The sequence below is a fragment of the Citrobacter sp. Cpa228 genome, assembly GCF_030333085.1.
GTDB classification, from domain to species: domain Bacteria; phylum Pseudomonadota; class Gammaproteobacteria; order Enterobacterales; family Enterobacteriaceae; genus Citrobacter; species Citrobacter pasteurii.
Genome location: NZ_JAOWGQ010000056.1, coordinates 137,449 through 149,709, shown reverse-complemented (window position 1 = coordinate 149,709; position 12,261 = coordinate 137,449). Strand labels below are relative to the sequence as shown.

Annotated in this window: 12 protein-coding genes and 1 pseudogene; 7 read left to right on the top strand and 6 right to left on the bottom strand. The window is 51.6% G+C overall.

Going from position 1 to position 12,261, the window contains the following annotated elements:
* Positions 1-14: 14 nt before the first annotated feature.
* Positions 15-722: a septum site-determining protein MinC gene (gene minC / locus OGX91_RS22530; protein ID WP_286627341.1), complete on the bottom strand. Its 708-nt coding sequence runs from the start codon at positions 720-722 to the stop codon at positions 15-17.
* A 126-nt stretch (positions 723-848) separates the two neighbouring features.
* Between minC and OGX91_RS22525 the strand changes: the two genes are divergently transcribed.
* From OGX91_RS22525 to ycgN, 3 genes are all read left to right on the top strand, one after another.
* Positions 849-1,142 (top strand): YcgL domain-containing protein, encoded by a 294-nt coding sequence (locus OGX91_RS22525; protein WP_005122238.1) that lies wholly within the window; start codon positions 849-851, stop codon positions 1,140-1,142.
* Positions 1,143-1,211: 69 nt separating this feature from the next.
* Positions 1,212-1,871, top strand: a complete 660-nt coding sequence (locus OGX91_RS22520) for a fumarylacetoacetate hydrolase family protein (RefSeq protein ID WP_286627339.1) — start codon at positions 1,212-1,214, stop codon at positions 1,869-1,871.
* Positions 1,872-1,964: 93 nt separating this feature from the next.
* Entirely contained in the window at positions 1,965-2,411 is a 447-nt protein-coding gene (ycgN, locus tag OGX91_RS22515) for a cysteine cluster protein YcgN (RefSeq protein WP_005122244.1), read from the top strand.
* A 29-nt stretch (positions 2,412-2,440) separates the two neighbouring features.
* Here ycgN and OGX91_RS22510 read toward each other — a convergent pair whose 3' ends face one another.
* From OGX91_RS22510 to nhaB, 3 genes are all read right to left on the bottom strand, one after another.
* Complete coding sequence (locus OGX91_RS22510; RefSeq protein ID WP_016153372.1) at positions 2,441-2,782, bottom strand: TehB family protein; 342 nt, start codon at positions 2,780-2,782, stop codon at positions 2,441-2,443.
* Positions 2,783-2,891: 109 nt separating this feature from the next.
* On the bottom strand, positions 2,892-3,422 hold the full coding sequence (gene dsbB / locus OGX91_RS22505) for a disulfide bond formation protein DsbB (protein WP_286627338.1): 531 nt from the start codon (positions 3,420-3,422) through the stop codon (positions 2,892-2,894).
* Between the two features lie 141 nt (positions 3,423-3,563).
* A complete protein-coding gene (nhaB, locus tag OGX91_RS22500; RefSeq protein WP_286627337.1) occupies positions 3,564-5,108 on the bottom strand; it encodes a Na(+)/H(+) antiporter NhaB in 1,545 nt (514 codons plus the stop codon).
* A 237-nt stretch (positions 5,109-5,345) separates the two neighbouring features.
* Here nhaB and fadR point away from each other — a divergent pair, with 237 nt between their 5' ends.
* Positions 5,346-6,065 (top strand): fatty acid metabolism transcriptional regulator FadR, encoded by a 720-nt coding sequence (gene fadR, locus OGX91_RS22495; protein WP_005122254.1) that lies wholly within the window; start codon positions 5,346-5,348, stop codon positions 6,063-6,065.
* 102 nt (positions 6,066-6,167) lie between these two features.
* Here the strand turns inward: fadR and OGX91_RS22490 are convergent, their stop codons facing one another.
* Positions 6,168-7,700, bottom strand: coding sequence for a SpoVR family protein (locus tag OGX91_RS22490; RefSeq protein WP_040232329.1), 1,533 nt, complete (start codon positions 7,698-7,700; stop codon positions 6,168-6,170).
* 322 nt (positions 7,701-8,022) lie between these two features.
* Here OGX91_RS22490 and OGX91_RS22485 point away from each other — a divergent pair, with 322 nt between their 5' ends.
* From OGX91_RS22485 to OGX91_RS24245, 3 genes and pseudogenes are all read left to right on the top strand, one after another.
* Entirely contained in the window at positions 8,023-9,321 is a 1,299-nt protein-coding gene (locus OGX91_RS22485; protein WP_286627336.1) for a D-amino acid dehydrogenase, read from the top strand.
* A 12-nt stretch (positions 9,322-9,333) separates the two neighbouring features.
* Entirely contained in the window at positions 9,334-10,404 is a 1,071-nt protein-coding gene (dadX, locus tag OGX91_RS22480) for a catabolic alanine racemase DadX (protein WP_149692026.1), read from the top strand.
* Positions 10,365-10,514: pseudogene (locus OGX91_RS24245) on the top strand (hypothetical protein); the annotation flags it as partial. The gene dadX and the pseudogene OGX91_RS24245, both read left to right, overlap by 40 nt.
* On the opposite strand, the gene OGX91_RS22475 reads toward OGX91_RS24245, so the two are convergent.
* Positions 10,455-12,188 (bottom strand): potassium/proton antiporter, encoded by a 1,734-nt coding sequence (locus OGX91_RS22475; RefSeq protein ID WP_040232328.1) that lies wholly within the window; start codon positions 12,186-12,188, stop codon positions 10,455-10,457. The pseudogene OGX91_RS24245 and the gene OGX91_RS22475 sit on opposite strands and share 60 nt — an antisense overlap.
* Positions 12,189-12,261 lie beyond the last annotated feature (73 nt).

The following is a 12,261-nucleotide window of genomic DNA, read 5'->3' as shown; positions in this document are numbered from 1 at the left end:
TTGTTAAAAAGGGATCAATTCAACGGTTGAACTGTCAAAGCGTTCTCTGCCAATTGCAGACGTGCCGCTTTGCCATAAAATTCTGCTGGGATTTTATCACTCAGCCAATAAACACCTGCGATAGACACCAGTTCTGCCGTCAGGTGGGTACAGAAAATTTGCGCTTCCCGATCGCCGCTTGCGCCCGCCAGAGCACGGCCTCTCATCATGCCATAAACGTGAATATTGCCATCAGCGATAAGCTCTGCGCCCGCACTGACGTGACTTGTAACAATCAGATCACATTGTGGAGCATAAATACGCTGACCGGAACGAACCGGTACATTTATTAATCGTGTTTTTGTGATGGGATTAACGTTTTGTGGCGGTGCTGCAGGTGCCGGAGCTTCAACAGGTGCGGAACGAATGGCTTTGTCTTTACCTTCTGTCAGTAAAGGAAAACCCATTTCGTCGATTTCTGCCTTAAGTTTTGCATCTTTGCATCCGCTAACACCAATAATGCGCAGACCGGTGGACGTGATAACTTTTTGCAGCGCCGACCAGTTTACCGGGCTTTCAAGGCCACTCACGTTGATCACTACGGGAGCATGTTTTAAAAATGCAGGTGCCTGCGCGATTTTGTCTTCCAACGCCTGACGAATAACCTCGGGTTCTGCTTCATGTAAGTGAACCACTGATAAGGTGAAGCTACTGCCTTTAAGCTCGATTGGCGTGTTTGACATCCTGGCCTTACTCAATTTGCTATTTATCATCCCCAGTGCGGGGTGATATTCCGAAGACTATAAGGCATGTTATAGTCAGTATTATATTGAGGCAAGCCACCATTCCGTGAATTCAGAGTAAAAGATATGTTTTGTGTGATCTACCGAAGCAGCAAACGTGACCAGACCTATTTATATGTCGAAAAAAAAGACGATTTCTCGCGAGTTCCTGAAGAACTGATGAAAGGGTTTGGTCAGCCAAAGCTGGCTATGATTTTACCGCTTGATGGTCGTAAAAAACTGGTTAATGCCGATCTTGAAAAAGTAAAACAGGCACTAACCGAGCAGGGCTATTATTTACAAATACCACCGCCGCCTGAAGATTTACTCAAACAGCATTTATCTGCGGTAAAAGAAAATACACCAGACGCTAAACGTTAAACTGCATCCGGCAGCAGCATGTCTCATCGATGCAGTACCTGAAATCTATGACTACGTTAGGGGAAAGTAATGTATCAACATCACAACTGGCATGGTGCTCTGCTGGATTATCCGGTGAGCAAAGTGGTTTGCGTAGGTAGCAATTATGCAAACCATATTAAAGAGATGGGGGGAACAACGCCGGAAGAGCCGGTGTTATTTATTAAGCCTGAAACTGCGCTGTGTGATTTGCGTCAACCGCTGGTCATTCCGGCGGATATGGGGTCCGTTCATCACGAAGTTGAGCTGGCCGTGCTGATCGGGGTGACTCTGCGCCAGGCGACAGAAGAGCATGTGCGCAAAGCCATCGCGGGCTATGGCGTCGCGTTGGATCTGACCCTGCGTGATATTCAGGGCAAAATGAAGAAAGCGGGGCAGCCGTGGGAAAAAGCGAAGGGTTTTGACAACTCTTGCCCGCTGTCTGGATTTATTCCGGTAGCGGAATTTAACGGTGATCCGCAGGATACTCAGCTCGGTTTAACGGTGAATGGCGAAGTACGCCAGCAGGGCACTACGGCGGATATGATCCACCATATTGTTCCATTGATTGCTTACATGAGCCGATTCTTCACGCTTAAAGCTGGTGATGTGGTACTGACTGGGACGCCAGCTGGCGTTGGGCCGTTACACAGCGGTGATGAGCTGGCTATCAGTTTCCATGGTCAGACGCTAACCACCCGGGTGCTGTAATCTCTGCTTGCCGCCTATTTCGGGCGGCAAAACTTGCATCAACGTGCCAGACTGGTTATAAGGTGCAGCTTTAGTGAAATAGCGGATACCCTGATGAGCGACATACCTTTCTGGCAAAGTAAAACCCTTGATGAAATGACTGATGCCGAGTGGGAGTCATTATGTGATGGGTGCGGCCAATGCTGTCTGCATAAGCTGATGGATGAAGACACTGACGAAATCTACTTTACCAATGTTGCCTGTAAGCAGCTCAATATCAAAACCTGCCAGTGCCGTAATTATGAACGTCGATTCGAATACGAGCCCGATTGCATCAAACTAACACGTGATAACCTGCCAACCTTTGAATGGTTGCCGATGACCTGCGCCTATCGTTTGTTAGCGGAAGGGAAAGGATTACCGGACTGGCACCCATTGCTGACGGGTTCAAAGGCGGCGATGCACGGTGAGCGTATTTCAGTACGCCATATCGCGGTGAAAGAATCAGAAGTGCGTGACTGGCAGGACCATATTCTGAACAAACCTTCATGGGCGGACTAAGCCGCCCATCGATTAACAGGCGTTAAGGATTAAGACTTTTTCGCCTGATACATCTCATCACTATGGTTGTCATCTTCAACCCAGAAATTAATGTTGAACTGCGCATCGTCGCTTAATTCAACGCGATGCCAGTACTGCGGTGGGCTGGTCGCGAACTGTCCGGCATTAATGACCACTTTTACTTCAGGTTCTTTTGCGTCTTCATTGGCAAAGCCGTAATACGTTACAGTGCCTTCCATCACGCAGAGTTGTCCAAAAACGCCGGCTGCTGTGTTGTGGTGAGAAAGCAGGGCGGCCGGGACATTGTCTTTCGTAAAGAAGGGAGTAGAGCGTTTAACTTTCCAGTTTGCCGGGATGCGTAAATGGGACATAAGACATCTCCTTTGTATGGCATCTATAAGGTGTATTTAATATACATCTTATAGATGCCAGCAAGCAATGACATTATGGCAAAAAAAACGCTCCCGAAGGAGCGTTCTGTTAGCGACCGAAGAGGTCACGTTTTTTCGGTTTAAAGGGCTGAGCAATCAGCACCAACACTGCAACGACCAGATACGCGGCAAAAATCCCCAACAGCCACTGCGGCATCTCCAGGGTTAAAAATGACCACTGACGCTCAGCGCAGTCACCGGATGCCATAAATACCTGCGGCAGCCATTTATCCAGCGGTAACCAACTCGGGAAGCGCGCGGCAAAATCACAGGTCATGAACGGTGAAGGGTGAAGCTGAATCATCGTGTGTTCATACGCTAACTGAAGCCCGCGCCAGGCGCTGTAAATCCAGATAAGCATTGCCACATAACGCAGTGGCGTTTGTGGGGCAATTGCGCCCACCAGACCAGCACCCATCACGCCAAATAATGCACTACGTTCGTAAATACACAACACGCAGGGTTTAAGCAGCATGACATGCTGGAACCACAAGGCAACAAGTTCCAACGCCAGGGCGGTTAGCGCCAGCAATAACCATGCTCCACGCCCACGGGAGCACTGGTTTAAAAATCGCAACATAATAATTTCCCTGCAACATGCGTAGAGACCGCAGTTTAAACCAATTCAATTTATGCGCCACTAGCGGCAATTGAAATATTGTGTAATCGGATAATTATCATGCAAAAAGTCAAACCGGGCAGTGATTTACCCGGTTTATTGTTATGAAAGTGTAGCTAACCAGCCTGTTTGCGTCATCCATTCGGTCACTGGAACCAGCGTGAACTCTACGCAAAGCAGACCGACGAGCGTCAGGACGATTGTATACGGCAATGCCATCCACACCATACGGCCGTAGGAGAGGCGAATCAGTGGTGCCAGTGCGGAGGTAAGCAGGAATAAGAATGCCGCCTGACCATTTGGCGTAGCCACGGAAGGCAGGTTGGTTCCGGTATTAATCGCCACTGCTAACAGTTCATATTGATTCAGGCTAATCGTCCCGTGCTCCAGCGCCGCTTTCGCTTCGTTGATGTAAATTGTGCCAACAAAGACGTTGTCCGAAATCGACGACAGCAGGCCGTTGAAAAGATAAAACAGGGTCAGCTGTGCATGTTCAGAAGACTGCAAAACAAACTGAATAATCGGCGCAAAGAGCTGCTGATCGATAATCACCGCAACTACGGAGAAAAATACGGTAAGCAGCGCGGTGAAGGGCAGCGACTCGGTGAAGGCTTTACCAATAGCGTGTTCGTCAGTGACACCGGTTAACGAAGTAGCCAGAATAATCACCGACAGGCCAATTAATCCGACTTCTGCCAGATGCAGCGCGAGGGCAACCACCAGCCATACGCCGATAACTGCTTGAATAATCAGCTTTATTTTATCCTGGCGGGTACGTTGTTGACGACTTTCATCGTCAAACTGTTGCAGAACGCCACGGACAGCTTCCGGCAATGTTTCACCGTAGCCAAACCAACGTAACTTTTCGACCAGCAGGCAGGTGAGCAGACCGCAAATCAACACCGGGACGGTGACCGGCGACATGCGCAGGAAAAAATCACCAAAATGCCAGCCAGCCGCTTTGGCGATAATCAGGTTCTGCGGTTCGCCAACCATGGTCATCACACCGCCTAACGCTGTGCCGACTCCCGCATGCATCATCAGGCTGCGCAGAAAACCGCGGAACTGCTCCAGTACGGCTTTATTGTGCTGGTCGATATGGCTGTCATCCAGCAAATTGTTATCTCCCGGGCGGGAAGAGGCGACGCGATGGTAGATACCGTAAAAACCGACCGCCACGCTGATCACGACCGCGACCACGGTCAATGCGTCGAGGAACGCCGAAAGGAAGGCAGCGGCAACACAAAAGGCCAGCGACAGCAGCATCTTGGAGCGAATACTGAGCAGCAGTCGGGTAAAAATAAACAGCAGCAGTTGCTTCATAAAGTAGATGCCTGCCACCATGAACATCAGCAGCAAGAGCACTTCAAGGTTGGCGGCAACTTCTTCACGAACATGAGTGGCGCTGGTCATGCCGATGACGACAGCTTCGATGGCTAACAGCCCGCCCGGCAACAGTGGATAACACTTAAGCGCCATTGCCAGCGTAAAAATGAATTCGGCCACCAGCAACCAACCCGCGATAAAGGGATTGATGAAAAAAATAAGCGGGTTAATGATTAAGAAGACGAGCAGTGCAAGTTTATACCAGTCTGGCGACTGACCTAAAAAATTGCGCCACATAGCGCGGCCCCATGATAGCTCCATGGCAGTTTCCCTTACCTGTAAAAATGAAATCATGTTTTTATGTTTGACCGCAAAGCTTAGCGGCACGAGGGAACGCAGGCAAGCTCTTCACGTGGCTTATCGTACCGGCTGCGTATCAGCGTTATCTGGAAAATGAAGCCTTGATCCACTTTTTCTTCGTTGCGTCAGCTATCAGCTAAGAAACCCGTCTGGTATGATGTGTGTAACTATGTTTTGCTGTGTAATGGAATTATCACTATGGTCATTAAGGCGCAAAGCCCTGCTGGGTTCGCGGAAGAGTACATCATTGAGAGTATCTGGAATAACCGCTTCCCACCTGGCACTATTTTGCCTGCTGAACGTGAACTCTCCGAACTTATTGGAGTAACACGTACCACGTTACGCGAAGTATTGCAGCGTCTGGCGCGGGACGGCTGGTTGACCATTCAACACGGCAAACCGACGAAAGTGAATAACTTCTGGGAAACCTCCGGACTGAATATCCTGGAAACGTTGGCGCGTCTTGATCACGAAAGCGTTCCGCAGCTGATTGATAATCTGCTGTCTGTGCGTACCAACATCTCGACGATCTTTATTCGCACCGCCTTCCGCCAACATCCTGATAAAGCCCAGGACGTTTTGGCTACGGCGAATCAGGTTGCTGACCATGCTGACGCGTTTGCCGATCTGGATTACAACATTTTCCGCGGTCTGGCATTTGCGTCGGGCAATCCGATTTACGGTCTGATCCTCAACGGTATGAAAGGACTTTATACGCGTATTGGCCGTCATTACTTTGCCAACCCGGAAGCGCGCGGCCTGGCGTTGAACTTCTACCGTAAGCTGTCAGAGCTGTGTGAGCAGGGCGCTCATGATTTGGTCTATGAAACGGTGCGCCGCTATGGTCACGACAGTGGCGAGATTTGGCACCGTATGCAGAAGAATTTACCAGGCGATTTAGCTATTCAGGGACGCTAATCGCGCAATGCCGGATGGTCACGCCAACGCGTCTTATCCGGCCTACAATGCGTCCGCTTCGTAGACCGGATAAGATGTTTACACCGCCTCCGGCAATAAGCTTTACAGGCCGTTCATCCTTGGTGGGCAACGCTCCAGCAGCTCAACGCTGCCATCTTCATTTTGCTGCTCCAGCATCACGTCAAAACCCCATAGCCGATGCACATGTTTCAACACTTCTTTGCGTCCTTTGTCCAACGGCGCGCGGTTATGTGGGATGTAACGCAAGGTCAGTGAACGGTCGCCGCGCAGATCGACATTCCAGATTTGAATATTCGGCTCCAGATTGCTCAGGTTATATTGCGATGACAGCCTGTTACGGATCTCGCGATACCCCTCCTCATTGTGAATTGCGGAAATTTCCAGGTAATTATGGCGGTCATCATCCAGCACCGTGAACAGGCGGAAATCGCGCATTACCTTCGGGGACAGGAACTGGCTGATAAAGCTCTCATCTTTAAAATCGCGCATCGCGAAATGCAGCGTTTCCAGCCAGTCGGAACCCGCAATATTTGGGAACCAGTATTTGTCCTCCTCGGTGGGCGACTGACAAATACGTTTGATATCCTGGAACATAGCAAAGCCCAGCGCATAAGGGTTTATCCCGCTATACCATGGACTGTTATACGGTGGCTGGAATACCACATTGGTATGGCTATGCAGAAACTCCAGCATGAAGCGCTCGGTGACTTTGCCTTCATCATAAAGGTGATTGAGGATGGTGTAGTGCCAGAAAGTTGCCCATCCCTCGTTCATCACCTGCGTTTGTTTCTGCGGATAAAAATACTGGCTGACCTTGCGCACAATGCGCAGCACTTCGCGTTGCCAGGACTCCAGCAGTGGGGCGTTTTTCTCCATAAAATACAGCAGGTTTTCCTGCGGCTCAGAAGGATAACGATGCGCGGTAGAGATCGTCTTCTCTTCCTCTTTCTTCGGCAACGTGCGCCACAGCATATTCACCTGACTTTGCAGATACTCTTCACGGCTTTTCTGCCGGGCCTTCTCTTCCTGTAGTGAGATCTTTTGCGGGCGTTTATAGCGGTCAACGCCGTAATTCATCAGTGCATGACAGGAGTCGAGGAGTTTCTCAACTTCATCAACACCGTAACGCTCTTCACACTGGGTGATGTAGTTTCGCGCGAAGATCAGGTAATCGACGATGGAGCTGGCGTCCGTCCAACTGCGGAACAGGTAGTTATTCTTGAAGAAAGAGTTATGTCCATAGCAGGCATGCGCCATGACCAGTGCCTGCATGGTGATGGTGTTCTCTTCCATCAGGTACGCGATACACGGGTTGGAGTTAATAACAATCTCATAGGCCAGCCCTTGCTGACCATGCTTGTACAAACGTTCGGTTTCAATAAACTTTTTACCAAACGACCAGTGTGGATAGTTGATTGGCATCCCGACGCTGGAGTAGGCGTCCATCATTTGCTCAGAGGTGATCACCTCGATTTGGTGCGGGTAGGTATCCAGCCTGTAGAGTTTCGCCACGCGGTCTATCTCTGCCAGATAGACATCCAGCAGATCAAACGTCCAGTCGGGTCCATCGCTTAACCGTGTGCTGTCCTTGTTCATGGAATCAATCGTAGCCATTCGCGCACCCTCATTGTTGGCGGCACTCTCTGTCTGGAGTACCTCATTTCAAGCATAGATCATGGTGTTAAAAAGCGTGCTGCAGGAGAAATTTTTTCTTTGCGATTTCACGTCAGCGAAGCGTCGAAAAACGGCCAGGTGACAAAATTTTATGCTGGATAAAAATAACGCACAGCAGGAGATGCCAAAGCAGAGACTTCCCTGCAATCGCTGCTATGTGTGAGATACATCACCATAAAAAAGCCATATGTTGAATAATATTTTCAACTGAGTTATCAAGATGTAATTAGAAGATTGTTCTTTTACTGTTAACGGAGTGGCTATGCGAGTTGTCATACTGGGAAGTGGTGTCGTTGGCGTGACCAGCGCCTGGTATTTAAGTCAGGCTGGACACGATGTCACCGTCATCGATCGTGAGCCGGGTCCGGCACTGGAAACCAGTGCGGCGAACGCCGGGCAAATCTCCCCTGGTTATGCCGCGCCGTGGGCGGCGCCAGGCGTACCGCTAAAAGCGATTAAATGGATGTTTCAGCGCCACGCGCCGTTGGCTGTACGCCTCGACGGAACGCTGTTCCAACTGAAGTGGATGTGGCAAATGCTGCGCAACTGCGACACCAGCCACTACATGGAAAACAAAGGGCGCATGGTGCGGCTGGCGGAGTACAGCCGTGATTGTCTGAAGGCGCTGCGGGCCACCACGGGGATCGAATATGAAGGTCGTCAGGGCGGTACGTTACAGCTTTTTAGAACCGCTCAACAGTATGAGAACGCCACGCGTGATATTGCCGTGCTGGAAGATGCCGGTGTGCCGTACCAACTTCTGGAGGCGAATCGTCTGGCGGAAGTCGAACCTGCGCTGGCAGAGGTCGCGCATAAACTGACTGGCGGGTTACGGTTACCGAATGACGAAACCGGTGACTGTCAGCTGTTTACCCAGCGTCTGGCGCAAATGGCCGAGCAGGCGGGGGTAAAATTCCGTTTTAACACTCCCGTCGATAAGCTACTCAGCGAAGGCGAGCAAATCTATGGTGTCCAGTGTGGCGACGAAGTTATCAAAGCCGATGCCTATGTTATGGCCTTTGGCTCGTACTCCACGGCGATGCTCAAAGGGATCGTTGATATTCCGGTTTATCCGCTGAAGGGGTATTCATTAACCATTCCGGTGGCAGAAGATGATGGTGCGCCGGTTTCCACTATTCTTGATGAAACCTACAAAATCGCCATTACCCGTTTTGATGAGCGTATTCGTGTTGGCGGTATGGCAGAAATTGTTGGTTTTAATACCGAGCTACTACAACCACGTCGTGAAACGCTGGAGATGGTGGTGCGCGATCTCTTTCCGCGCGGCGGTCATGTTGAACAAGCCACCTTCTGGACCGGGCTGCGTCCGATGACGCCAGACGGAACGCCAGTGGTGGGGCGTACACGCTTTAAGAATCTGCTGCTCAATACGGGTCATGGCACATTGGGCTGGACGATGGCGTGTGGATCCGGTCAGTTGCTGAGCGATATTCTCTCTGGTCGCACGCCAGCCATACCTTATGACGATCTGAGCGTGGCGCGTTACAGTCCGGGATTTACCCCGTCTCGCCCGCGGCATTTACATGGCGTACATAACTAATAAGGACGTGAGATGACCCGCCCGATACTGGCCAGCATTGACCTGCAGGCGTTGAAACAAAACCTGACCATTACCCGCCAGGCCGCGCCGGACTCCCGCGTCTGGTCGGTCGTAAAAGCCAATGCCTACGGACACGGTATAGAACGTGTCTGGAATGCACTGGGAACGACCGATGGTTTCGCTATGCTCAATCTCGAGGAGGCGATCACCCTGCGGGAGCGGGGATGGAAAGGACCGATTTTAATGCTGGAGGGTTTTTTCCATGCCGAAGACCTGACGGTGTATGACACATATCGTCTGACCACCTGTGTCCACAGTAACTGGCAGCTCAAAGCGTTGCAAAATGCCCGCCTGAACGCGCCGCTGGATATTTACCTGAAGATGAATAGCGGCATGAACCGGCTGGGTTTCTTACCAGAGCGAGTAGCGACCGTCTGGCAACAGTTACGGGCAATGCCTAACGTGGGTGAAATGACGCTGATGTCGCATTTTGCTGATGCTGAGCATCCGGAAGGCATTAAGGACGCGATGGCGCGTATTGCGCAGGCAGCGGAAGGACTGGAGTGTCGACGTTCGCTGTCGAATTCGGCTGCGACGCTGTGGCACCCACAAGCGCATTATGACTGGGTTCGTCCGGGCATTATTCTGTATGGCGCATCGCCGTCGGGACAATGGCGGGACATCGCCAATACCGGCCTGAAACCGGTGATGACCCTGAGCAGCGAGATAATCGGCATACAGACGCTGAAAGCCGGAGATCGGGTGGGCTACGGTGGACGCTACACCGCCAGCGGCGAGCAGCGCATTGGGATTGTGGCGACAGGCTATGCCGATGGTTATCCGCGCCATGCTCCGAGTGGGACTCCTGTGCTGGTGGACGGTGTACGTACCGGGACGGTTGGCACGGTATCCATGGATATGCTGGCGGTTGACCTGACGCCATGCCCACAGGCGGGGATAGGAACGCCTGTGGAACTGTGGGGCAAAGAGATTAAAATCGACGATGTGGCGACAGCGGCGGGTACGGTTGGCTATGAATTAATGTGCTCGCTGGCGCTGCGCGTGCCGGTAGTGACGGTGTAACTTTTGTAGGCCGGGTAAGGCGCAGCCACCACCCGGCAAAAACATCCGCGTTATTCATCCTCATCTTCTGCCACACGGACACCTACTTTCAGCACGGCATTATCTTCTTTCTCGGCTACCGTCCAGATCATACCGGCAAATTCCACCTGGTCACCGACGACCGGCGCAGCACCCAACAGTTGTTGAACAATTTCACCCAGCGTTTGCTGCTTATCGCGATACCCGGTGCCATCTTCCAGGCCATAAATCAGTGCCACATCGGCATATTTCGCGCTGGCTTCAAGAATAAAATCACCAAAGAAACGCTGGTCTAACGACACTGGCGGCGACTGGCTGAACAGCTTACCTAAGGCGGGCAGGTCGCGTTCGCGGCCAATGACGCACAGCACATCGCCTTCACGCAGGCGGGTACTGCCTGAGGGGTGAAACAGCACATTGTCACGAAACAGGGCGGCAATTCGCGTTTCTTCCGGCATATGCAGGTCGCGCAGCGCAGCCCCGACACACCACTTATCCGCGCTGAGCTGATAAACAAACTGCTCCCAGGGATTATCCGGGTGAATATCGAGACCTATACGTGAAACCGGCCAGCCAACGGGAGGTACCACGACTTTGGCTTTTTTGGCTGCCCACGACAGCGACGTTCCCTGGAACAGCAGCGAGATCAGTACCACAAAGAATGCGACGTTAAAGAACAAACGCGCATTTTCCAGACCCGCCATCATCGGGAAGACGGCAAGGATGATGGGTACCGCCCCGCGCAAGCCAACCCAGCTAATGAAAATGCGCTCACGCAGATTGAAACCACGAAATGGCAGCAATCCGGCGAACACCGACAACGGACGCGCGAAGAAAATCATCCATGCGGACAAAATCAGCGCCGGAATTGCAATAGGCAGCAGGTCGGACGGCGTCACCAGCAATCCCAGCACCAGGAACATGGCAATTTGCGCCAGCCAGGCCAGGCCGTCAAAGTTTTGCAGAATACCGAATCGGTTGCGGATCGGGCGATTTCCCAGCAGGAAACCACACAGATAGACCGCCAGAATACCGCTGCCTTCCAGCGCGGTAGTCAGGGCAAAAATCAGGATCCCGCCGCTTAAGGCCAGCAGCGGATACAGCCCGGCAGGCAGAGAAATACGGTTAATCATCTGCTGGAGCAGATATCCACCGCCGAGACCGATAGCGATGCCTAAGCCAAACTGCTGGATAATATGCACGGCGAACATCCAGCTTAAACCGGTCTCGTGGTTCTGGATCATTTCGATAAGCGTAATGGTCAGAAATACGGCCATTGGGTCATTGCTACCTGACTCAATTTCCAGCGTCGAGCCCACACGTTCGTTGAGTCCTTTACCGCCGAGCAGGGAAAATACCGCTGCGGCATCAGTTGAGCCGACAATCGCGCCAATCAGCAGCCCTTCAATGAGATCCAGATGAAACAGCCATGCCGCCATCATGCCGGTTAAACCAGAGGTAATCAGCACGCCCACGGTCGCCAGCGATAATGCCGGGCCTAGCGCAACACGAAAGGAGCTGGCCTGGGTGCGCATCCCACCGTCGAGCAGGATAACCGCCAGCGCCAGGTTACTGACCATGTAGGCAAAAGGGTAGTTATCAAAAGGAATGCCGCCAACACCGTCCACGCCCGCTAACATGCCGATAGCGAGGAAAATCACCAGAATCGGGATACCAAGACGTGATGAGAATGAACTAAGCAAGATACTGCAGGTGACGAGAACGGAACCCAAAATAAAAAGGCTAATGATTGCTGCGGCATCCAACGTTCGGTTACTCCTGAATTACGCTGTTTCGTATTAATAAACCCTAACATAATAACGACAGAAACAGCGTTTT

Excerpts from the sequence above, each read along its gene's own strand:
- minC (WP_286627341.1), bottom strand. The coding sequence starts at position 722 with ATGTCAAACACGCCAATCGAGCTTAAAGGCAGTAGCTTCACCTTATCA.
- OGX91_RS22525 (WP_005122238.1), top strand. The coding sequence starts at position 849 with ATGTTTTGTGTGATCTACCGAAGCAGCAAACGTGACCAGACCTATTTA.
- OGX91_RS22520 (WP_286627339.1), top strand. The coding sequence starts at position 1,212 with ATGTATCAACATCACAACTGGCATGGTGCTCTGCTGGATTATCCGGTG.
- ycgN (WP_005122244.1), top strand. The coding sequence starts at position 1,965 with ATGAGCGACATACCTTTCTGGCAAAGTAAAACCCTTGATGAAATGACT.
- OGX91_RS22510 (WP_016153372.1), bottom strand. The coding sequence starts at position 2,782 with ATGTCCCATTTACGCATCCCGGCAAACTGGAAAGTTAAACGCTCTACT.
- dsbB (WP_286627338.1), bottom strand. The coding sequence starts at position 3,422 with ATGTTGCGATTTTTAAACCAGTGCTCCCGTGGGCGTGGAGCATGGTTA.
- nhaB (WP_286627337.1), bottom strand. The coding sequence starts at position 5,108 with ATGGAGCTATCATGGGGCCGCGCTATGTGGCGCAATTTTTTAGGTCAG.
- fadR (WP_005122254.1), top strand. The coding sequence starts at position 5,346 with ATGGTCATTAAGGCGCAAAGCCCTGCTGGGTTCGCGGAAGAGTACATC.
- OGX91_RS22490 (WP_040232329.1), bottom strand. The coding sequence starts at position 7,700 with ATGGCTACGATTGATTCCATGAACAAGGACAGCACACGGTTAAGCGAT.
- OGX91_RS22485 (WP_286627336.1), top strand. The coding sequence starts at position 8,023 with ATGCGAGTTGTCATACTGGGAAGTGGTGTCGTTGGCGTGACCAGCGCC.
- dadX (WP_149692026.1), top strand. The coding sequence starts at position 9,334 with ATGACCCGCCCGATACTGGCCAGCATTGACCTGCAGGCGTTGAAACAA.